The 19,937-nt window shown below is 68.1% G+C and carries 20 protein-coding genes and 1 pseudogene; 9 read left to right on the forward strand and 12 right to left on the reverse strand.

Features of this window, described 5'->3' with window-relative positions:
• The 4 genes from AWC14_RS06765 to AWC14_RS06780 are packed head-to-tail and all read right to left on the reverse strand — an operon-like array spanning position 1 to position 3,908.
• Complete coding sequence (locus AWC14_RS06765) at positions 1-831, reverse strand: carbohydrate ABC transporter permease (protein WP_237761601.1); 831 nt, start codon at positions 829-831, stop codon at positions 1-3.
• 2 nt (positions 832-833) lie between these two features.
• Complete coding sequence (locus AWC14_RS06770) at positions 834-1,724, reverse strand: carbohydrate ABC transporter permease (protein WP_045378469.1); 891 nt, start codon at positions 1,722-1,724, stop codon at positions 834-836.
• On the reverse strand, positions 1,721-3,037 hold the full coding sequence (locus tag AWC14_RS06775) for an ABC transporter substrate-binding protein (RefSeq protein ID WP_045378472.1): 1,317 nt from the start codon (positions 3,035-3,037) through the stop codon (positions 1,721-1,723). The genes AWC14_RS06770 and AWC14_RS06775 overlap by 4 nt, the downstream gene beginning before the upstream one ends.
• Positions 3,027-3,908: a sigma-70 family RNA polymerase sigma factor gene (locus AWC14_RS06780; protein WP_045378475.1), complete on the reverse strand. Its 882-nt coding sequence runs from the start codon at positions 3,906-3,908 to the stop codon at positions 3,027-3,029. Before AWC14_RS06780 ends, AWC14_RS06775 begins: the two co-directional genes overlap by 11 nt.
• Before the next feature lie 69 nt (positions 3,909-3,977).
• Between AWC14_RS06780 and AWC14_RS06785 the strand changes: the two genes are divergently transcribed.
• Positions 3,978-4,325, forward strand: coding sequence for a DoxX family protein (locus AWC14_RS06785; RefSeq protein ID WP_045378478.1), 348 nt, complete (start codon positions 3,978-3,980; stop codon positions 4,323-4,325).
• On the opposite strand, the gene AWC14_RS06790 is transcribed toward AWC14_RS06785, so the two are convergent.
• Complete coding sequence (locus tag AWC14_RS06790) at positions 4,277-5,101, reverse strand: ketosteroid isomerase family protein (RefSeq protein ID WP_045378481.1); 825 nt, start codon at positions 5,099-5,101, stop codon at positions 4,277-4,279. The genes AWC14_RS06785 and AWC14_RS06790 overlap by 49 nt on opposite strands.
• Positions 5,101-5,658: a pyrazinamidase PncA gene (pncA, locus tag AWC14_RS06795; RefSeq protein ID WP_045378484.1), complete on the reverse strand. Its 558-nt coding sequence runs from the start codon at positions 5,656-5,658 to the stop codon at positions 5,101-5,103. Before pncA ends, AWC14_RS06790 begins: the two co-directional genes overlap by 1 nt.
• Before the next feature lie 205 nt (positions 5,659-5,863).
• Here pncA and manT point away from each other — a divergent pair, with 205 nt between their 5' ends.
• Genes manT through mmpH form a run of 3 tightly spaced genes read left to right on the forward strand, consistent with a single transcriptional unit; the run spans position 5,864 to position 8,905 of the window.
• A complete protein-coding gene (gene manT / locus AWC14_RS06800; RefSeq protein WP_045378530.1) occupies positions 5,864-7,120 on the forward strand; it encodes an MMP alpha-(1->4)-mannosyltransferase in 1,257 nt (418 codons plus the stop codon).
• The gene (locus AWC14_RS06805; RefSeq protein WP_045378487.1) at positions 7,114-7,845 is read left to right on the forward strand and encodes a class I SAM-dependent methyltransferase; all 732 of its coding nucleotides are present in this window, start codon (positions 7,114-7,116) and stop codon (positions 7,843-7,845) included. Before manT ends, AWC14_RS06805 begins: the two co-directional genes overlap by 7 nt.
• Positions 7,832-8,905, forward strand: coding sequence for an MMP endo-(1,4)-3-O-methyl-alpha-D-mannosidase (mmpH, locus tag AWC14_RS06810; RefSeq protein ID WP_045378490.1), 1,074 nt, complete (start codon positions 7,832-7,834; stop codon positions 8,903-8,905). Before AWC14_RS06805 ends, mmpH begins: the two co-directional genes overlap by 14 nt.
• On the opposite strand, the gene AWC14_RS06815 is transcribed toward mmpH, so the two are convergent.
• Positions 8,889-9,566 carry a class I SAM-dependent methyltransferase gene (locus AWC14_RS06815; protein WP_235215895.1) on the reverse strand — a complete coding sequence of 226 codons (678 nt, stop codon included), beginning with the start codon at positions 9,564-9,566 and terminating at the stop codon, positions 8,889-8,891. The two genes, mmpH and AWC14_RS06815, sit on opposite strands and share 17 nt — an antisense overlap.
• A 54-nt stretch (positions 9,567-9,620) precedes the next feature.
• Between AWC14_RS06815 and AWC14_RS06820 the strand changes: the two genes are divergently transcribed.
• The 3 genes and pseudogenes from AWC14_RS06820 (at position 9,621) to AWC14_RS06825 (ending at position 11,662) form a co-directional block, all read left to right on the forward strand.
• Positions 9,621-10,193, forward strand: a complete 573-nt coding sequence (locus tag AWC14_RS06820) for a TetR/AcrR family transcriptional regulator (RefSeq protein WP_045378493.1) — start codon at positions 9,621-9,623, stop codon at positions 10,191-10,193.
• A 23-nt stretch (positions 10,194-10,216) separates the two neighbouring features.
• A pseudogene (locus AWC14_RS29470) lies at positions 10,217-10,621 on the forward strand (DUF6328 family protein); the annotation flags it as partial.
• A gap of 159 nt (positions 10,622-10,780) precedes the next feature.
• Entirely contained in the window at positions 10,781-11,662 is an 882-nt protein-coding gene (locus AWC14_RS06825; RefSeq protein ID WP_045378536.1) for a DoxX family protein, read from the forward strand.
• Here AWC14_RS06825 and AWC14_RS06830 read toward each other — a convergent pair.
• Positions 11,648-12,019, reverse strand: a complete 372-nt coding sequence (locus tag AWC14_RS06830; RefSeq protein WP_142281595.1) for a DUF2784 domain-containing protein — start codon at positions 12,017-12,019, stop codon at positions 11,648-11,650. The two genes, AWC14_RS06825 and AWC14_RS06830, sit on opposite strands and share 15 nt — an antisense overlap.
• A gap of 51 nt (positions 12,020-12,070) precedes the next feature.
• Here AWC14_RS06830 and AWC14_RS06835 point away from each other — a divergent pair, with 51 nt between their 5' ends.
• On the forward strand, positions 12,071-12,556 hold the full coding sequence (locus AWC14_RS06835) for an RDD family protein (RefSeq protein WP_052425576.1): 486 nt from the start codon (positions 12,071-12,073) through the stop codon (positions 12,554-12,556).
• On the opposite strand, the gene AWC14_RS06840 is transcribed toward AWC14_RS06835, so the two are convergent.
• From AWC14_RS06840 to AWC14_RS06850, 3 genes are read right to left on the reverse strand one after another with little or no spacing between them, the layout of a single operon-like run.
• A complete protein-coding gene (locus tag AWC14_RS06840) occupies positions 12,546-13,007 on the reverse strand; it encodes a gluconokinase (protein WP_045378543.1) in 462 nt (153 codons plus the stop codon). The genes AWC14_RS06835 and AWC14_RS06840 overlap by 11 nt on opposite strands.
• A 23-nt stretch (positions 13,008-13,030) precedes the next feature.
• Complete coding sequence (locus AWC14_RS06845) at positions 13,031-15,025, reverse strand: DUF7064 domain-containing protein (RefSeq protein ID WP_045378546.1); 1,995 nt, start codon at positions 15,023-15,025, stop codon at positions 13,031-13,033.
• A gap of 10 nt (positions 15,026-15,035) precedes the next feature.
• Positions 15,036-16,541 (reverse strand): carboxylesterase/lipase family protein, encoded by a 1,506-nt coding sequence (locus AWC14_RS06850; protein WP_045378502.1) that lies wholly within the window; start codon positions 16,539-16,541, stop codon positions 15,036-15,038.
• A 77-nt stretch (positions 16,542-16,618) separates the two neighbouring features.
• On the opposite strand from AWC14_RS06850, the gene AWC14_RS06855 reads away from it, so the two are divergent.
• On the forward strand, positions 16,619-17,293 hold the full coding sequence (locus AWC14_RS06855) for a hypothetical protein (RefSeq protein WP_045378504.1): 675 nt from the start codon (positions 16,619-16,621) through the stop codon (positions 17,291-17,293).
• 28 nt (positions 17,294-17,321) lie between these two features.
• Here the strand turns inward: AWC14_RS06855 and AWC14_RS06860 are convergent, their stop codons facing one another.
• Complete coding sequence (locus tag AWC14_RS06860; protein WP_045378508.1) at positions 17,322-19,922, reverse strand: NAD-dependent epimerase/dehydratase family protein; 2,601 nt, start codon at positions 19,920-19,922, stop codon at positions 17,322-17,324.
• Positions 19,923-19,937: the final 15 nt, after the last annotated feature.

Consider the following 19,937-nt stretch of genomic DNA (forward strand, 5'->3'; position numbering starts at 1 on the left):
TCAGCCGCCGAACCCGGTCAACGCGATGCCGCGGACGAAGGCACGTTGGGCCACCGCGTAGACGATGATCAGCGGCAGCAGGATGAGCATCGACGCGGCCATCAGCACCGGCCACCGCGCGACGTATTCGCCCTGCATCCGCACCAGGCCCAGCGTCAGCGTCGCGATGCTCTTGCGCTGGAGCATCAGCAACGGCCACAGGAAGTCGTTCCACACATTGACCCAAGTGAGCACCGCCAGCACCATGACCGCCGGCCGAGCGTGCGGCAACACGATCCGCCAGTAGATCTGCCACGGCGTGCAGCCGTCGAGAATCGCAGCCTCCTCGAGATCGGTTGGCAGCGTTCGGAAAAACTGCCGCATCAGATAGGTGCCGAACGCCGTGCCGAACAACCCCGGCACGATCATCGCCCACGGTGTGTCCACCCAGCCGGCAAGTCGCATCAGGATGAACTGCGGGATCACGGTCACGGTCAGCGGCACCATCAGCGTGCCCAGGTAGAGCACGAACACTGTGTCGCGGCCGCGGAATTGCAGCCGCGCAAACGCGTATCCGGCCAGCGAGCAGAAGAACACCTGCCCGGCCGTCACACACCCGGCGTAGAGCACCGTGTTGAAAAACATTCGCCAAAACGGCATCAGGACAAAGACTTCCCGGTAGTTCGACCACCGCGGGTGCGACGGGAACAGCGTCGCCTCACTGACCTCGCCCTCGCGCTTCAGCGAGCCGGACACCGCCCACAGGATCGGGAACAGTGCACACCATGCGACACCGATCAGCGCGGCATACAGCGCGGCCGCACGCACGACGTTGGGTCTCGACACCGGCACGATCAGCCCTCCCACGAACGCCGACGCGCGAACCGCAGCTGTAAGACCGTCAACACCAGCAGGATGGCGAACATCACCCACGCCAGCGCCGACGCGTAACCGAACTCCAAGAATGCGAACGCGTGCTGGAACAGCATGATGCCCAACACGTAGGTTCCGGTCTCCGGCCCGCCGTTACGGCCGGTGAGCACATAGACGAGGTCAAAGGCCTGGAATGCGTTGATGATCGAGATGACCACCACAAACGACAAGGCACCCCGGATCAGGGGCACCGTGATCGAGAAGAACTGCCGGACCTCCCGGGCGCCGTCGATTCTGGCTGCCTCGTAGACGGTTTCGGGAATCCCCTGCATTGCCGCCAAGAGGATGACCGTCGCGAAGGGCACGCTTTTCCACACGCTGACCACACAGAGCGACACCATGGCCCAGTGCGGGTCGATGAGCCACGGGACCGGCCCCACCCCGACCCAACCGAGCATGATGTTGAGCAGGCCGTTGTCGGTGTTGAACACGAACTGCCAGACGACGGCCATCACCACCGACGACATGGCCAGCGGCAAGAAGACCACAGTCCGAAAGATGCCGATGCCCTTGACTTTCCGGTTCAGCAGGCCGGCGACGGCCAGGCTGATCAGGACGGTCGGCACGATGGTTCCGATCGTGAAGATCACCGTATTGCGCACCGCGATCAGAAACAGCGGGTCGGCGGTGAAAAGGTGCCGAAAGTTCGCCGGCCCGACGAACTTCGGCGCGGTGAACAGGTCCCAGTTCTGGAAGCTCATGAAAAGCGAAAAGCCGAGCGGGAACAGCATGAACACCGCAACCGCGATCAGGTTCGGGGCGACGAACAGTCGCCCGGCCCAAGCACGTCGCCGCGAGTCGATTGCTGTCATGGATTGCGCAGCACCTCGTCGACCTCACGTGACAACCCACTTGCCAACGACCTGGCCGGCCGGCTGCCCCGCAGCACCGGCCCGAAATTGCGGTCCATCAACGCGTTGATCTTTTCCCACGCCGGGCTGACCGGCAGACCCTCGGAGTGCGCGGGTCCGCCGGTCAGCACCGCGAGGTTGCCGATCCGGCGATGCGCATCGGCGAATCCGGCGGAGTTGATCGCCGAGCGCAGCACCGGTACGAAAAGGCTGGTTTCGCCGATGATCGCCTGCCCGACGGGGCCTGCGGCGAACTTCACGAATTCCCAGGCCTGCTGCTTGCGACCGCTGCTCGCCGCGATGGCGAGGCCGGTGGTACCGATGTTGGACTTGGCGCCGTGACCGCGTGGGCCGGTGGGCAACACGGTGACGTCGAAATCCAGCCCCTCGGCCCGGTCGAACGTCTGGTAGCGCCAGTGGCCGCCCAGTGCCATCGCCGCCTTGCCGGAGGAGAACAGGTCCATGGTCGACATCGACTGTGTCTCCGATGCGGTGGGCGCGACCTTGTGCTTGGTGGACAGGTCGGCGTAGAACTGCACACCGTCGAGGAACGCGTTGTTGTCGAAGTTGAGGTGCGAGGGGTTCATCCGCGGATCCGACCACGGCACACCGTTGTTCATCCCGAACAGCCCGGCCGAGTAGGAGGCCACCCAGGTGTCCACGAAACCCCACCGGGTCACTCTCCCCGACCGGTCGCGCTGGGTGAGTGCCTTGGCCGTGTCGAGGAACTCGGCGAAACTCCATGGCCGGTCCCATCGCCCCGGCGGCTTCGGCACGCCGGCCTCGGCGACGTGTTTCTTGTTGTAGTACAAGAAGTTTCCCGACCACTGTTCCGGGAAAGCGTACTGGCCGCCGTCGAACGTGAAGGTCTCGTACAGCGCACCGATGCTGTCCCGTTTGAGTTCGGCGGCGAAGGCCGGGTCGCGGGCCAGCATGGTGTTGAGGTCTAGCAGCACTCCCCGGTCGGCCAGCCCGGCGTAGCTGAATTCCCACGCCATCAGCAAATCCGGGCACTTGCCGCCGGCGCAAAACGTCGACATCTGCTGCATGGGATCCGGTCCCGACAACAGCGTGCGCACCTTGATGTCGGGGTGCCGACGTTCGAACGCGTCGACGATACGCATCCGGGCGTCGGCCTCTTCCGGATTGGCGGCGAAGAAGAACGTCAGCGCGTCGTCGTCGGGAGCGCAGCCCTGCGGCCACGGCGCCAGCGCCGCACCGAGCACACCGGCGCCACGCAGCAGTGTCCGTCGTCCGAACGGCTTAGCGACCATGGCGCTTTGATTCTGGCAGTGCAAGGACAGCGGCGCGCAGCCGATCGCGGTCGCCGATGATGTCGATGGCGTGAATGCGGCCGCTCTCGATCGCGATGAGCAGCAGCGCCTGCAGCCGTCCGCCCGGGGCGATCGCAATGCCGGGTGCTCCGTCGACGAGCAGGACGGCACCCGCCGCGGCGCGCCCGGTGAACCGCCGGGTTTCCTCGGCGACCTGGCGGGCGCCGCGGACTTCGGTGGGCACGTCGTCGGGAACCAAGACGCGGTCGACCCGGCGCACCACGTCGGGAGACAGCAGATGCAGCAGGGTGGCGATGTCACCGCCCCGTGAGGCCGCCAGGAACGCCTCGACGATCGACAGGTGCTCGGCCGTCGGGGTGGGTTGGTCGGACGGTGCCGCGTGCAGTCGCGCGCGGGCCCGGCTGGCCAGCTTCTTGGCGGCGTCCGGCGAGCGATCCAGCAGCTCGCCGATGATCTCGAACGGCACGGCGAACACGTCGTGCAAGACGAACGCAACTCGCTGCGCGGGCGAAAGGCGGTCGAGGACCACCAGCAGCGCCCGGCTGACCGACTCGGCCAGCAGCACGTCCTCGTCGGCGGGCGCCACCGCCGGATGATCCAGGTCCTCCAGCGGTTGCTCGGCTCGTCTATTGCGGGCGCGCAACTGGTCGATGGCCTCGCGGGCCGTGATCGTGGTGAACCAGCCAGTCAGGTTCTCGACGCCGTCCGCGTCGGCGCGACTGGCCTTGAGCCAGGCGGATTGCACGGCGTCCTCGGCGTCGGCGGCGGATCCGAGCAAGTGAAACGCCACCGAGCGCAGGTGTCGTCGATCCGCATCGAACCGCTGCGCGAGGTCCTCGATGGTGGTCATGGGTCACCTTTCCTGCGCGGCACTCGTCAACCAGATGAGACCGACATTCCGCTGCCAAGGAGACCAGCCATGAGCATTGCATACCTCGTTGTCACGACGATCACCGTGGTGGTCACCGCCGGAATCGCGGTGGCCGACTACATTCCCGCCGAGTTTGTGCTGGCCAACTCGGCCGAGGTGGGCGTGCCGCGATCGTGGCTACCGATGCTCGGAACGCTCAAACTGGCGGGCGCCGTCGGGCTGCTCGCGGGTCTGGTGGTGCCGGCGATCGGCATTGCGGCCGCCGTGGGCCTGGTGTTGTTCTTCGTCGGCGCGATCATCACCCACGTTCGGGCCGGCGTGTTCTACAACATCGCGTTTCCGGGCGCCTACCTGGCGTTGGCAGCGGCGTCGCTGGTGCTGCTGGCCGCGAAGTAGCGGATCCGCTGGATTGCTGTGCCGCGAGCGGCCATATCGGCGAACACGACGCCACGGCCCTGCGACGCGGTGACCGAGACCGCGACGGTGCGGCCCGCGCCGATGAGCTTTGCCCAGCCGGCACCGGCGAGCCGCTCGATCAGTTCGGTGACACCGAGGTCCTCGTCGTCACCGAAAGTCATTGTGGCCGTTGGTGATAACGTGCGCAGTGCGGCGAATTTGTCGCCGGAGGCGACAGCGTTCAGGAAGTTGTCGACGCATCGTTTGTGGCGTGCGCCCACGCGGCGGAAGCCCGCCGCGAAGCCGAGGGTTCCGCGCAGTCGCTGGTTGGCCAACAGCCCTTGCGACAGTTGGACACCGGCGGGCACGGCCGGCAGCCCGTTGCGCAGGAACTGCAGCATCATGCTCGGCAGTTCCCAATAGGCCCGCAACGCCGCGATCTTCCATGTCCCGTCGACCTCGCGCAGGTCGTAGCGCAGGAAGGCCGGGATGTGCATCGTCACGGCCGACCCCATGGCCACCTCGAGCTCGAGGTCGCGGATGACGGCCGAGCCCCGGACGATGTCGAGGTCGCGATGAAACGTGATGTCGCGCGGCCCGATGAACGTGTCGTAGAAGCGGCCGATCTGCGCCGCACCCACATGCGGCCGTGAGCCGACCGGATCCTCGACCCGGCCGTCGCCGGTGAAAAGCCCCACCCAGCCCGCGCGGTCATGTGCGGCCGCGGCTCGCGGCGACTGCTCGACCGCGGCCAACAGATCCGACTGTGTGTCCATCAGGCGCTTTGCAACACCGCGACGCCGGCGCTTCGCAGCTCGTCGACGGCGGCGGCGGTGGACTTCTCCCCCACTCCCGCAGTCAGATCCAGTAACACCCGGGTGGCGAAGCCCGCTCGCGCGGCGTCCTCGGCGGTGGCTCGGACGCACTGGTCGGTGGCGATGCCGACCACGTCGACCTCGTCGACCCCGCGCTGCCGCAGCCAGTCGACCAGTGGCGTGCCGGTGTCGTCGACGCCCTCGAAGCCGCTGTATCCGGCGCTATAGGCGCCCTTGCGGAAGACCGCCTCGACCCGGCTGGTGTCGAGGTCGGGGTGCAGCTCCGCCCCGGGGGTCCCGGCCACGCAGTGCGGCGGCCAGGTCGACGTGTAGTCGGGGTGGTCGGAGAAGTGGTCGCCGGGGTCGACGTGGAAGTCCTGGGTGGCCACCACATGCGGATAGTCCGAGACATGCAGGTAGTCGGAGATGGCGCGGGCCAGCGCCGCGCCGCCGCGCACAGCCAGCGAGCCGCCTTCGCAGAAGTCGTTTTGCACGTCGACGATGATCAACGCCCGCATATCACCCACCGTATCGCCGGCGGACGTCAGAGCGGCCGGCGCTGGAGGTTAGACTTCCTAACTTGCCGAGGGAGGACGGTGTGCGTTGCATCACGTAGCCTGTCAAATTATAGTCCAGACACGTGTCCAGACAGTTCGCCGACGACCTGACCGATCCCTCCGCCGTGATTGATTCCGGCCACGCCACAGCGAAGCGGGCATGAGCATGCGGATTGCTTTGCTGTCCTATCGCAGCAAGACGCATTGCGGCGGACAAGGCGTATACGTCCGGCACCTGAGCCGGGGCCTCGTCGAACTCGGACACCACGTCGAGGTGTTCTCCGGTCAGCCGTATCCCGACGGCCTGGATCCGCGGGTGGTGTTGACGCCCGTGCCCAGCCTGGACATGTACCGGGAGCCCGATCCGTTCCGGATCCCGCATCCGCGCGAAATCCGGGACCGCATCGACCTGCTCGAGCTGGGCACGGTGTGGACGGCGGGTTTCCCCGAGCCGCGCACCTTCAGCCTGCGGGCCGCGCGCCTGCTGGCCCAGCGGGCAGACGAGTTCGACGTCGTGCACGACAACCAGAGCCTGGGTGACGGCCTGCTGACGATCGCGGCCACCGGGCTACCGGTGGTGGCGACCGTGCACCACCCGATCACCCGCGACCGGTTGGTGGATCTCGGCGCGGCCCGATGGTGGCGTAAACCGTTGGTGCGCCGCTGGTATGGCTTCTTGAAGATGCAGGAGCGGGTGGCCCGCAGCATTCCCGACCTTCTGACGGTCTCGTCGTCTTCGGCCGCCGACATCATCACCGACTTCGGCGTGTCGCCGGACCAGCTGCACGTGGTGCCGCTGGGTGTCGACACCGCTCTGTTCGCCCCGTCGGCGCGGCCGCGAGTGCCCGGGCGGATCATCGCGATCGCCAGCGCCGACCGGCCGCTCAAGGGCGTCGGGCATCTCCTGCAGGCGGTGGCCAAGCTGCGGGCTGAACACGACCTGGAGCTGCAGCTGGTGGCCAAGCTGGAGCCGAACGGCCCCACCGAGAAACTGATCGCCGAACTCGGGATCTCCGACATTGTGCACACGTCGAGCGGGCTCTCCGACAGCGAGCTGGCGGGACTCCTGGCCTCGGCCGAAATTGCTTGTATCCCTTCGCTTTACGAAGGGTTCTCGCTGCCGGCCGTGGAGGCGATGGCCAGTGGTACGCCGATTGTGGCCAGCCGCGCCGGCGCGCTGCCCGAAGTGCTCGGACCCGACGGCGGGTGCGCCCGGCTGGTGCCGCCCGGTGATGCCGCCGAGCTGATCCGGGTGGTGGGTGAGCTGCTGGCATCGCCGGATCAGCGGCGCCGGCTCGGCGCCGCCGGCCGCCGGCGAGCACTGGAGGTGTTCAGCTGGGAGTCGGTGGCCGCGCAGACCGCCCGCGTCTACGAACGCGCGATCGCGCGCACCTCCCCGGCCGTGGTGGCCGAACCGTGCTGACCGTCGACTTCGACCGGCTCGGCGTCGGACCCGGAACCAAGGTCATCGACGTCGGCTGCGGGGCGGGCCGCCACAGCTTCGAGGCATACCGCCGCGGCGCCGACGTGGTGGCCTTCGACCAGGACGCCGCCGAACTTGAGCAGGTCGACACCCTGCTGCGTGCCATGGCCCAGGCCGGTGAAGCGCCGGCCTCGGCCACCGCCGAGACCGTCGTCGGCGACGCACTGGCCCTGCCCTACCCCGACGGCACCTTCGACTGCGTCATCGCATCGGAAATCCTGGAGCACGTACCCGCCGACGACACCGCGATCGGCGAGCTGATCCGAGTGCTCAAAGTCGGTGGCACTCTTGCGGTCACCGTGCCCCGGTGGTTGCCCGAAAAGGTGTGCTGGCTGCTGTCCGACGACTACCACAGCAACGAGGGCGGGCACATCAGGATCTACCGGGCCAGCCGGCTGCGCGACAAAATCTCGAACGCGGGAATGAAATTCACCCACACCCACCATGCACATGCTCTCCACGCTCCGTTCTGGTGGCTGAAATGCGCTGTGGGAGTGTCGAATTCAGATCATCCGGCCGTGGCGGCGTACCACCGGCTGCTGGTGTGGGACTTGATGCAGCGGCCATGGCTCACCCGGCTGGCCGAGTCGGCGCTCAACCCGCTGGTCGGCAAGAGCGTCGCGCTGTACTTCGAGAAACCGGTGGGCGCCATTGAACTGGTCTGAGGTACCGGGCGTCGGCGACGTCCTGACTCCACAACAATGCCGGCAAACGGCGGAATCTATTGTCGCGGTGCAGGAACCGTCAGGGGCGATCCCGTGGTCGGAGGGCGGGCACACCGATCCGTGGGACCACGTGGAATGCGCGATGGCGCTCACCGCCGTAGGCCTGATCGAGCCGGCCCGTCACGCCTTCGACTGGTGCCGGCACGAACAGCGAGCTGACGGCTCCTGGCCGATCCAACTGCGGGCCGGCGTCGTCGAAGACGCCAACAGCGACACCAACTTCTGCGCATACATTGCCGTCGGCGTCTGGCACCATGTGCTCGTCACCGGCGACCGCGAGTTCGCCACCGCCATGTGGCCGACCGTGCGCGCCGCCATCGAGTTCGTCCTGGACTTGCAGCAGCCCGGTGGTGAAATCTGCTGGGCGCGTGGCTTGTCCGGCCCGTTGCCCGAGGCGCTGCTGACCGGCTGCGCCAGCATCTTTCACAGTCTTCGCTGCGCCGTGGCGTTGGCGAATCACCTCGACGAGCCGCAACCGGAATGGGAAATGGCGCTGGGCCGACTCGGCCACGCCATCTCCGCTCACCCGTCCGCATTCACCGAAAAGCCGCACCATTCGATGGACTGGTACTACCCCGTTCTCGGTGGTGCGCTGCGCGGACCGGCTGCGAACGCCCGGATCGCGGAGCGGTGGGGTGACTTCGTGGTCGACGGGTTCGGTATCCGATGCGTCGACGACCGGCCCTGGGTCACCGGCGCCGAAACCTGTGAATTGGTCCTGGCGCTCGACGCGATGGGCAACCGCCAGGAGGCACTGCGCCAGTTCGCGGCCATGCAGCACTTGCGCGAAAACGACGGATCCTATTGGACCGGTTTGGTATTCAGCGACGGTAAGCGCTGGCCGGTGGAGCGCACCACCTGGACGGGGGCGGCGGTGATCCTCGCCGCCGATGCGCTGTCGCGCACCACCGCGGGCAGCGGCATCTTCCGCGGCACCGACCTGCCCCGCGGGCTGGAGGGCGATTACGACTGCGAATGCGCGTTCAGTCCGCCGGGCTGACAGCTGCCGACGTACGCTCCAGCACCCGCAACGAGCCGGTCGCCGACCTCTCGGTGAACTCACCGCTTTGCACTGCGCGGCAATAGATTTGGTACGGAGCCTGGCCGCCGTCACGCGGGTCCGGAAACACGTCATGGATGACCAGCGCACCGCCGAGAGCGACCCATGGCGCCCAGCCCTCGAAGTCCTGCTGCGCAGCGGCCTCGCTGTGGCCGCCGTCGATGAACAGGAACTGCAGCGGAGTGCGCCAGCCCCGGGCGACCACGGCCGACTTACCCACTACCGCAACGACGTTGTCGTCCAGGCCGGCGTCGTCAAGGGTGCGCCGGAACGTGGGCAGGGTGTCGAACCGACCGGTGACGTCGTCGACCAGCGATGCGTCGTGATACTCCCACCCCGGCTGATGCTCCTCGGAACCGTGGTGGTGGTCGATCGTGTAGAGAACGCTGTCGGTCGCGGCCGCCGCCGCGCCCAGAAGCAGCGTGGACTTGCCGCAGTAGGTCCCGATCTCCACGCCGACACCGCGATCGAAGTAGCGCACGGCGGCGTCGTGTAGTGCCCGGCCCTCGTCGGCGGGCATGAATCCGGTCACCCGCTCGGCGAGTTGGAATAACTGCTGGGTGCGCTCGGCGTGGCTTGTCATCACCTGGATCTCATTCATCGGACCTGCAGATATGGTTGCCGCCCATACTACGTTGTAGTAGTGTCCGGACACGTGTCCGACCCGGTAGCCCGGGAGTCGACGAGACGGCGGCTGACCGCCAAGCAAGCCGAAACCGTCGACCGGCTGGGCCACGCTGCAATCGAAGTGCTGAGCCGAGAAGGCTTCTCCGGGTTGACGATTCGCCGGGTGGCCGCCGAAGCCGGAGTCGGCGCGGCGACCGCGTACACGTATTTCGCGTCCAAGGAGCACCTCGTCGCCGAAGTTTTCTGGCGACGGCTGGCGTCGACACCGGTTCCGCCCAACGACTCACCCGATCCCGCCGATCGCGTCATCGCCGTGTTGCGCCACATCGCGCTGCTGGTCGCCGACGAGCCCGAACTGGCCGGGGCGGTCACCAACGCACTGCTGGGCAAGGATCCCGAGGTCAAGCATCTGCGCCTGCGCATCGGCCGCGAGATCCACCAACGCCTGCTCACCGCGCTGGGTCCGGACGGCGCTCCCGACGTCGTCGAATCACTGGAATTGCTCTACGCCGGTGCGTTGGTGCGCGCGGGCATGGGGTACGCATCGTATGCGCAGATCGCCGACCGGCTGGAGACATCGGCGCGACTGCTGCTGAAATAGGCCGATCACCCGGCTCGGCTGGCATGATCTCGGGCGTGGACGTCGACCATCCCGAGCGTGACCAACGTTGGGATGAGGCTGCCCGCTCGGAAACCGAAACCGAACGACTGGACCGCAATTGGGCCAGCCTGCTGCAGGAACTGCGGGTGGTGCAGACCGGCGTGCAGCTGCTCACCGGTTTTCTGTTGACGTTGCCGTTCCAGCAGCGGTTCGACGCACTCGGACCGGCGATGCGCGCCGTGAATCTGGCCACCGTGGCCTGCTCGATCAGCTCGACCGTGCTGCTGGTCGCTCCAGTTGGGATGCATCGGTTGCTGTTTCGCCGGCATCGGCTTCGATCACTGGTGTCGACCGCTCATCGGTTCGCGTACAGCGGCCTGCTGCTGTTGGGGTTGGCCCTGGTCGGGGTCACCATGGTGATTTTCGGCTCGGTCGCCGGGCACGTCGCCGCCCTGGTAGCCGGTGGGTGTGCGCTGGTCGCCCTGGCCCGGGCTGTGGGCGGCGCTGCCGCTGTGGATGCGCACCACCGACGTCCCGCCGGACCACTGAGCGGTTTGCGCATCGGTCAGCCCGGGAACACACCGGCCATGTTGCTTCGTAGAATCGCTCGCCCCCTGTTGTCAGCGGTATTCATCGGCCAAGGTGTCGAAACCCTGCGTAACCCGCAGACCAGCGCCGATGCTGCGCAGCCCACACTCGCGGCCTTGCGGACACTGCCCGACCCGGTGGGCACCAAGGTCCCCGCCGACCCGCAGACGGCCGCGCGGATCAACGCGGCCGTGCAAGTTGGTGGCGGCCTGTTGCTCGCCACCGGCAAGATGCCGCGGCTCGCCTCGGCGGCTCTGGCGTTCACCGTGATCCCGGGCAGCCTTGGCGGACACCTGTTTTGGAATGAGTCCGACCCACAACGCAAGGCTCAGCAACGCCGCGACTTCCTCACCGATTTGAGCCTGCTTGGTGGGCTGATCATCGCGTCCGCCGACACCGAAGGGAAGCCGTCGCTGGGGTGGCGTGGTCGACGCGCCGCGGGCCGGATCTCCGAAGCGGTGTCTGGTGCGCTGCCACTCGGTGGGTCCGACAACGCGCTGCTCGACTCCGAGCTCGGCGAACGGCTCGGCGATCTCGGCGAGAAAATCGGTCACCGGCTGCAGCTCGGCGCCGAACGCGGCCGCGAATTGGCCAGTGTGGCGGCCGAAAAGAGTGCGCCACTGGTCGAGGCGGCCCGGGAGCGGGGCGCCGAGCTCGCCGAAACCGCCCGCGACCGCGGTGCGGAACTCGCCGAAACGGCTCGCGAGCGCGGCGCGGAGTTCGCCGACATCGCCCGCGAGCGCGGCACCGAACTTGCGGAGACCGCCCGCGAGCGCGGCACGGAACTGGCCGATACCGCGCGCAAGCGGGCCGGTGGCCGTCGCAAGCTACGGCGTGCCGCCAACCAGTCGGCCTGGCGAAACGCGCTACCGCTGAGCTGACGCCGACGGGCGGCGGGCGCGCCACCCGTACAGCGCCCACGACGCGACCACCACGGCGAACACCGCGATTTGCACCGCACCGGCCCAGCTGGACGGGTACAGCACCCCGGTGATGTAGTGGGCGATGAATCCCTGCGGAGGCAGCGCTGGCATGCCGGCTTTCGCGCGGCCCCAGCGCTCGACTCCGGTCAGCGGGCAGTCGAGATGCGCGGTCGTGATCGCGACGCCCCACAGCACGGCGGGGACGTGCAGCCAGATGGTACGCGGCCAGCGCACTGCGACGAACCCGCCGACAACCAGGTAGGCAATGAAGGCGAAATGGACGGCTACCGCCAGCGCCACCACCATCTCGTACATCGCCATGGTGCCTCGTTCATTTCTGCCGAATAGCTCACTATGGTAAATGCAATGACGACCGGTGCCCCTGATCCCAATTCGCCGCAGTACGGGTATCCCCCGCCATCTTCCGCTCGGCGACCCGGCGGGCTCGGCGAACGTTTCCTGGCCCGGCTGATCGACGGGATCATCGTCAACATCGTGGCGTTCGTGCTCTCGCTGTTGATGCTCGACAAGGACTATTGGTTCCTGGTGACCGGATTGTTCTCCGGTGTGCTGATGTTCGGCTATTTCGTCCTGTTCGAAGTCACCCAAGGTTCCAGCCCGGGCAAGAAGCTGCTCGGCCTGGCGGTCCGCGGCGCCGGCGGCGCGCCCAAGCCCGACGCGAAACAGTCGGCCATCCGCAACGCGTTCACCCTGCTGGCGGTGGTGCCCTACTTCGGCGGCCTGCTGGCGTTCATCGCCTACGTGGTGATCGCGGCGACGATCAGCTCCAGCCCGACCAAGCAGGGCAAGCACGACGAGTTGGCCGGCGGCACCCAGGTGGTCAAGCGCTGAGGTAGGTTTCGACGATCGTGTCGACCGAGTTGTCGACATCGATTGTGATCCCGGGCTCGTCGGGTTCGAGGGGCTCCAACGTTTCGAATTGCGACTTCAGCAACGATGCGGGCATGAAGTGGCCGGTGCGACCGGCTTGCCGGGCAGCGATCAGCTCCGGTGAACCGCTCAGATGCAGGAACTGGACCGTCGGGCAGTGTTCACGCAACTGGTCGCGGTACGTGCGCTTGAGCGCCGAGCAGCTCATCACCCCGCCGTCGCAGTGAACGGCCAGCCACTCCCCGACGGCATCCAGCCACGGGTGACGGTCGGTGTCGTCGAGCGGTTTACCCGAGGCCATCTTGGCGATGTTGGCTTCGGGGTGCAGGGCGTCGGCATCGGCGAAAGGCACGTTCAGGCGCCGGGCGAGGGCCGCGCCCACTGTCGATTTCCCCGATCCCGAAACTCCCATCACCACGATCGGCGGCGTGGCGGTCACTGCTGCGGCCGGTTGCGGTTCCACTCCAGCCAGCCGACGCCGGTTCGGCCGTCCGCGGTGCTGACGGTGCCCCACGCTCGCGGAAACTGGCTGACCCGACCGTCGTCGGCGATGAGCTGCAGCGGCGCGTGGCCGCGCAGGTCAACCGTCGCGGTGATGCCACCGGGGTCGACGGCCAACACCGCTTCGGTCGGTAACCCGTTGTCGCCGAAGACTTCCCGACCGGCGACGGCGCTCAACTCGGTGACTGTGCCCTGCCGGCCCTGGAGGTAGCCGACACCGATCGCCGGTGTTGCGGGTATCCGGATGTCGACGGCGTGCAGGTGCGTTCCGTCGTCGAAATGCAGTGCGCTCCAGTTCCAGTCCATGCCCCACCAGTCGCGGACTCCCCACGAGTGGTCGCGTTGGCCGGGTGCCGAGCCGATGCGGTATGTGGTGCTGTCGACGGTGACGCTGCCTGTCACCGTGCAGGGAATCTCGTAGCGGGTGGTCAGCCGGTACTGATAGGGCGTGCCGTCGGTGGTCCACACCAGATCCATTGCCACCTGGACCGGTTCACCGGCCTCGCCGCGCAACAGCGCGGACGGGTCTGTGTAGGACTGGCCGCGGCCTTGCAGCCCAACGCGATACGTCTGCAGTGGTGTGTCGGCGGAGTGGGCGAAGTCGACGGCGTCGGTGTGCAGTCCCCAGGGGTCGGCGGGTAGCGGGGCGTCGAACTCGACGACCGCGACCGTCGGCATCTCGGGCCCGCAGAGCAGCGCGTGTAGCCATGCCCGATTCTGGTTGGGCATCAACCCGAGTCTGACCCAGCCGCCGAAACCCTGTGCGGTATCGGCGAAGTCGGCATACCAGCTTTCGCTCCACAGCGGCTCGGCGGTCGCAGTGTGCGCGGCTTCATCATCGTGCGACGGGCGCAGCGACTCGAGCGGCGCCGGCGCGGGCAGCGCCGCGAGCGCGTCGGTGTCGAGGACGTGCTCGCAGTGGCGTTGCAGCATCGTCATGAACATCGCGTCACCGCGCTCGGTGCGTTCCACCAGCATCGACGACACGATGGCCATCATCACCCCGAAAAAGCTCTGCCGGCGCACGCCTTCGCGGACGTCGGCGAGGCTGATCGGCGCGTCCGGGCCCAGCGCGTCGTGGTAGGCGTGTAGCAGCGCGTCGTACTGTGCGCGGCGGTCGGCCGCCGGCAGCGCGCAGCCGAGGAAGTAGGCCAGGTCGGTCATCGCCGGAGCCCAGGTGACGGTCTGCCAATCGACCACTGTCAGCGCCCGCTCGGCGCCGACCGCGCCGAAAAGCATGTTGTCCAAGCGGTAGTCGCCGTGCACCAGACCGTGTAAGCTGTCGGACTCCTGAGCCAGATACTCGTCGAAGGCGCCCACCAACCGTTCGCACACCGCGCGGTGTTGCGGCGCGATCCGGTCGCCGTAGCGGTCGACGAAGCCGCCGTAGAGCTGGGTGATCAGTCCCTGGTTGACCGGCGTGTCCCGGTTCAGCCACGGCGCGTCGGCCAGCGCCGGGTCACCGAGCAGCGGGCCCTGCAAGCGGGCCAGCTCGCGCACCGCAAGCTCGGCCTGAGCGGCTGTGGCGCCGCGGATTTCGTCGCCGACGACGGCCGGGCTGGCGTCGCCGAGCAGCACGTCGAACGCGCCGGAGGCCGCGTCGACCGCGGCGTGGTAACACGGCGCCACCGGGCCGGACAGCCGCGGCGCCACTTCGCGGTAGAAACGCACTTCACGCTCGTAGAGCCCCAGGCTCAGCCCGGTTTGACGGCTCACCGGGTCGGTCGCCGCGACTTTGAGCACCACCGAAACCGGTTGCGCGCCAACGTCGGCGTAGGTCAGCCGGACGCGGTAGCACTCGCTCATCTGGCCGGTGCCGATGCGTTCGACGGTGAAATCGGTGACGGTTCCGGTGCCCAGCACCCCGGTCAGCCACGCGGCGGTGAGCTCAGCCGGGCGCTCGATGACGGTTTCGGCCTGTGGCGGCATCATCGTGATATCACCGCGCCAGCGAAAAGCCCTGCCACGCCATCCGCCGCTCGGGGTGCGGGTCGAACTCGACATGGGATTTGCGGTCGAAGACCATGACGGCGCGGTCGGGGTCGCTGTAGGCGGGCCAGCCGTCACCGGGCGATCCGGTGCGGCTGAACGAGCGCCAGCGCCTTTGTATTTCGTTGCTGACCCGAAGCGCGGACCGCCGATCACCGGCCGCGGTCAGCAGCCCGCCCAATCTGGTGCGGTAGACGTCGAAGACGGCGAGAAGCTCGGTGGCGTGGGTGGCGCCCAGACCCGACCAACGCAAGGTGCGCGGCGAGTAGTCGTAGCGATACAGGTAGGTCGGCGCGTGCGCGCCGTGGGCTTCGGCGATTTCCCAGGCGGCCGAGCCGAACGCGAAGTCACCGCCGAGCCGGATACACGCCGACGGTTCCGGATAGTCCGGATAGGCGCGGGTAATGCGTTCCCGCGCAGCCGGATCGACCTCGGCCAGCAGGGCTTCGATCATCGGCTCCGTGGTCGGCAGCATCCGCAGGAAACGGGTGAACAGGCGGCCCTCTTCGGCGTTGGTGCCGACGATCAGCGGAATGCGGTGCGCCTCGCCGCGGCGCATCGCCTCGAGAGGATCCAGTGGCAGGCAGTCGTCGCCGAAGGCCGGGCCGAGCGGGAAGGCGCCCAGGATGTCTCGCACACCTTCGTCGATCAGTCGGTTTTGCGCCCCAACCAGTTCGGCGGGCGTGGCCTGCATCAGCGCATGGGCCGCGTCTTGCCGGCGTACTCCCAGCAGTGCGGCGAAATGCGCGGCGAAGTCGGCCGCCATTTCGCTGGAGCGCACCATGCCCGACGCGGGGCTTTCCGAAATAGCCTGGGCGAACAGCCCTTTGGCTTGCGGTACGGCCATCATGGTGGCAACGGCGTGGGCGCCCGCGCTTTCACCGAACAGGGTGACATTGTCAGGATCGCCGCCGAACTCTGCGATGTTGTCACGCACCCAGCGCAGCGCCATCACCAGGTCGCGCAGGAAAAGGTTGCTGTCGATGGTGATATCGGCCGTCGACAGCGACGACAGGTCCAGACAGCCGAGCGCGCCGAGCCGGTAGTTCACCGACACGTATACGCATCCGCGGCGGGCCAGCGCGGCGCCGTCGTACAGCGGAGTGGCCGAGCTGCCCAGGATGTATCCGCCGCCGTGCACGAACACCATGACGGGCAACGGTTGGTCGCGCGTGTCCTCCGGAGTGACGACGTTGAGTGTCAGGCAGTCCTCGCCCCTCGGCTGAAATTTGCCGGGACCGAGGATCGTATAGCGGCGCTCCTGCGGAGCGCATTTGGTGAACGCGTGGCAGTGCCGCACACCCGACCACGGCTGGACTGGTTGGGGCGCGCGGAATCGGAGCGGCCCGACGGGTGGGCGGGCGTAGGGAATGGAACGCCACCGGTGCACGCCGTCGCGGGTGAAGCCCTCGACGGTGCCGGCGGCGGTGCGTGCGCGGACGGTGTGTTCGTGCATATTGCGACGGTAGCGAACTTGATCACCGCCCGCGGGTCAGGTCGTGAGATTCGGGCCGCGACCGTTAACCTGGCGGAATGCGAATTGCCGCGCTGCTCGCAGCGTCACTGCTGGTCGCCGGATGTTCGCACGAGGTTACCGGCCGCCCGACACAGACGTCGGCTCCAGCGCCGACGTCGTCGCATGCCTCGGCGACCACGCCGTCGTCCAGCAAGGCGGCCCCTTCCGCCGCGCCGTCGGCCGGGGCGCCGATCGCCGACGTCATCGCCTGGGTCGACGGCGGTTCGCCCGCCGACGCCGCCGGGTTTCACCGGGCGACGCGTAACGGGGCCACCACCGAACTCGGCGACGATATCGCTTTCACCGTCGGCAAAGTCGCCTGCATGACCGACACCAAGCACACCGGCGGCGCGCTCGCCTGCCTGGTCGGCCTGATCAATCCGCCGCCGCAACCGGCGACGGCGTACGGCCACTGGGAGGGCGGCTGGGTCGACTTCGACGGCACCAGCCTGCAGGTCGGGTCGGCGCGTGCCGATCCCGGTCCGTTCGCCCGCGGCGACGGACCCGAGTTGCCGGCCGGAAAGTCGTTGTCGTTCGGCGACTATCGGTGTCGTGCCGACCAGGACGCCGTGGTGTGCGTGAATTACGCGCACCGCTCGGCGGTTCGGCTGGCCGCCGCGGGTGTGCAGCCGTTCGGGTGCCTGCAGTCGGTGCCGCCACCGGACGGTGTCGGCGAGAAGTTCAGCTGCTGAAACCTGCTGTTACTGCCGGCTATTCGGGCTATGCCCGGTCGGCGAGGTCGAGTACCCGGATCTCCCCGGTGCCGCCGTCGACCTCGACGAGCGCCCCGGGCGGCAGACGCCGCGTGGCGCCGGCGACGTCGACCACACAAGGGAATCCGAACTCGCGGGCCACCACCGCGGCGTGCGACATCGGGCCGCCCAGTTCGGTGACGACCGCGGCCGCATAGGAGAACGCCGCGGTATAGCCGACGTCGGTGACCTCCGCGACCAGCACCTCGCCGGGTTCCAGCTCGTCGATGGTCTCCGGTCGGACGATCCGGACCCGCCCGCGCACCCGGCCGCCGCACACGCCGAGGCCGTGCAGAGTCTCCCCCGCGGTCAGCACGGTCGCCAGCGTGCTGCCGGCCTGCCAGCTGCCGCTGAACACCGCGGGCGGACTGACATCGGCCAGCCTGACGCGTTCCGCGCGCCGTCGCGCCACGACGTCCGCGGCGTCGGCGGGCAGCGCGTCGAGTTCGTCGACCAAGAGATAGAACACGTCGTCGGCGGCGTCGAGAACGCCGGAATCCACCAGGCGGCGACCGTATTCGCGCAGCAGTCGCCGCAACACCCAAATGGCACGCACCATTCGGTCGCGACGAGCCTCGCGGTCGCGCAGCTGACGCACGGCCAGCGCCGCGACGGGCCGGGCCTGCACGGGAATCGGTAGGTGCCGCGGTTCCGGGATCGTCGACGTGTTCAGCGATTTGGCCACCATGCGCAGCAGTAGCTCGGGGTCGTCGGCGTAGGTGGTCGACAACATCTCGACTTCCGCGGGACCGCGGTGCCCGATCAGCGCCAGCTCGGCGAGAACAGCGGCGTGGAATTCCGGTGCCTTTTCGGCCAGTGCATCGAGGTGCTTGCCCGGTTCGGCGAGTATGCGGGCCACGTTCGGGTCGCGCCGGGCCACGGCCACCAGCCGGTGCAGGGCGCCCAGCAGGCGCGCGCTGACCAGGTCCTGCCCGGCTGACGGGGCGATATTGCGCCCACCCAGCCCGCGCAGCAGCACGCTGAACGCGGCGAACGTCATAAACGACCCCGAGGCCAGCACCCAGCCGTGCACGACAAGATCGCGCGCCAGCAAGGTCAGGCTCAACAGGCGGCGCTCGTCGAGTTGCGCGAGATCGCCGGCGGTCAGCTGTTCCAAACGGTCGATGTCGGCGATGTAGTCGCGGGTGTCGCGTGCGGTGCCGGCGCTCAGGCCGACCAGGTTGAGGCCGAAGATGCCCAAATTGCGTAAGGTGCGCAACGGTTTTGGCACGCTGCGGGGTTCGGGCGGTAGTCGCTGCTCGCCGAAGATCGGCAGCGTGGCCAGGCTGGGACCGAAGAACTGGCTGTTGGCGACCACCGACTCAGGTTTGACGAACGGCACCGTTTCGGCCATGAAGTGCGCGGTGGTGATGGCGCCGTAGAGGCGGTGGGCGAACACTCCGACTGTGCGCGTGGCGATTTCGCGTTGCACCAGGCCGCCAGGGCGTAGCCGCTCCGCGATGCCCACACCGCCCGCTCGCAGGCCGCGCACCGCCACCGACGCCGACGACGGCGAGAACGGTCCGGGCAGCGCCTCGGAGAGGTTGGTGGCCAAGAACATCGGGAACCGCGGATCGATCGGCGTGTCGAACTCCCCGTTGCTGCCGTCGGGACCGGCCAGCACGGGGACTGTCCCGTCCGCGGCCGGCGCGTCGACGGACGGGATGTCCTGCACATTGGTCAGCTGCCAGGGCAGCGACAGCACCCGCCGACCGATGCTCACCCGGCCACGCACGGCCAGCGCGAAGTCCTCGACGCATTCCCGGGCCGTCCACGTCGGGGTGAAGTCCCATTTGTCGCGCAGCCGCGAGGTGTCCATCGTCGGGGTGTTGAGCAGTTCGGCGAACGAGCCGCCGGCCCAGCGGCGCAGCGCGGGCGGGATGCGCACAAGCGGGCGGCCCAGCGCGGCAGCGAGTTCGGCGAACGCCGGCTCCCCCGACGCGGCGAGGTTGACCGGCCCGCTGTCGACACCGGCGTCGAGTATTGCCCTGATGAACAGCCGGTAGGCGTCGTCGGCGTGTACGACCTGTAGGCGGCCGGATGCGTTGATGCCCGGGAGCAGGGCCGCCGTGAACAGCTTCAGCACCCAGTTGTCCACGTTTCGGCCGAGGATGGTCGCCGAGCGGATCGCCACCCACTCCGCGTCGGCGTTGGCCAGCATTTCCTCGACACGGGCTAGTTGGCGGCCTTGTGCGGATGCCGGATTCAGCGCATCTTGCTCGGTCAGCGGCGACGCGTCGGGGCGGCGCTGGCCGTAAACGTGCGCCGAGGAGCAGAATACGACGCGTCGGGTGCCGGTTTCGGCCATCGCGTCGAGGACATTGGCGGTGCCGCCGACGTTGACCTCGTCGCCGGTTGCCCAGGCGAAGTGCGCGACGACGTCTGCGCCGGAGATCGCTTGCCGCACCGCGCTCGCGTCGCGGATATCAGCTTGCACGAATTCTGCTGCAGTGGGCCAGCTTTCGGGGCAATGCCGCGACATTCCGACGACGTCGTGGCCCAGGGTGAGCAGCCTGGCCACGATGCCGCGACCGAGCACGCCGCTGGCACCGGTGACGGCAATTCTCACTGGCCGACCTCGGGT

Origin of the sequence: Mycobacterium kyorinense, assembly GCF_002101735.1 — a bacterium.
Taxonomy (GTDB): domain Bacteria; phylum Actinomycetota; class Actinomycetes; order Mycobacteriales; family Mycobacteriaceae; genus Mycobacterium; species Mycobacterium kyorinense.

Coding starts and splice junctions, on each gene's coding strand:
- AWC14_RS06850 (WP_045378502.1), bottom strand. CDS start 16,541: ATGCACGAACACACCGTCCGCGCACGCACCGCCGCCGGCACCGTCGAG.
- AWC14_RS06775 (WP_045378472.1), bottom strand. CDS start 3,037: ATGGTCGCTAAGCCGTTCGGACGACGGACACTGCTGCGTGGCGCCGGT.
- AWC14_RS06830 (WP_142281595.1), bottom strand. CDS start 12,019: ATGTACGAGATGGTGGTGGCGCTGGCGGTAGCCGTCCATTTCGCCTTC.
- AWC14_RS06840 (WP_045378543.1), bottom strand. CDS start 13,007: ATGGGAGTTTCGGGATCGGGGAAATCGACAGTGGGCGCGGCCCTCGCC.
- AWC14_RS06785 (WP_045378478.1), top strand. CDS start 3,978: ATGAGCATTGCATACCTCGTTGTCACGACGATCACCGTGGTGGTCACC.
- AWC14_RS06835 (WP_052425576.1), top strand. CDS start 12,071: ATGACGACCGGTGCCCCTGATCCCAATTCGCCGCAGTACGGGTATCCC.
- manT (WP_045378530.1), top strand. CDS start 5,864: ATGCGGATTGCTTTGCTGTCCTATCGCAGCAAGACGCATTGCGGCGGA.
- AWC14_RS06845 (WP_045378546.1), bottom strand. CDS start 15,025: ATGCCGCCACAGGCCGAAACCGTCATCGAGCGCCCGGCTGAGCTCACC.
- AWC14_RS06770 (WP_045378469.1), bottom strand. CDS start 1,724: ATGACAGCAATCGACTCGCGGCGACGTGCTTGGGCCGGGCGACTGTTC.
- AWC14_RS06790 (WP_045378481.1), bottom strand. CDS start 5,101: ATGGACACACAGTCGGATCTGTTGGCCGCGGTCGAGCAGTCGCCGCGA.
- AWC14_RS06780 (WP_045378475.1), bottom strand. CDS start 3,908: ATGACCACCATCGAGGACCTCGCGCAGCGGTTCGATGCGGATCGACGA.
- pncA (WP_045378484.1), bottom strand. CDS start 5,658: ATGCGGGCGTTGATCATCGTCGACGTGCAAAACGACTTCTGCGAAGGC.
- AWC14_RS06825 (WP_045378536.1), top strand. CDS start 10,781: ATGTTGCTTCGTAGAATCGCTCGCCCCCTGTTGTCAGCGGTATTCATC.
- AWC14_RS06815 (WP_235215895.1), bottom strand. CDS start 9,566: ATGAATGAGATCCAGGTGATGACAAGCCACGCCGAGCGCACCCAGCAG.
- AWC14_RS06855 (WP_045378504.1), top strand. CDS start 16,619: ATGCGAATTGCCGCGCTGCTCGCAGCGTCACTGCTGGTCGCCGGATGT.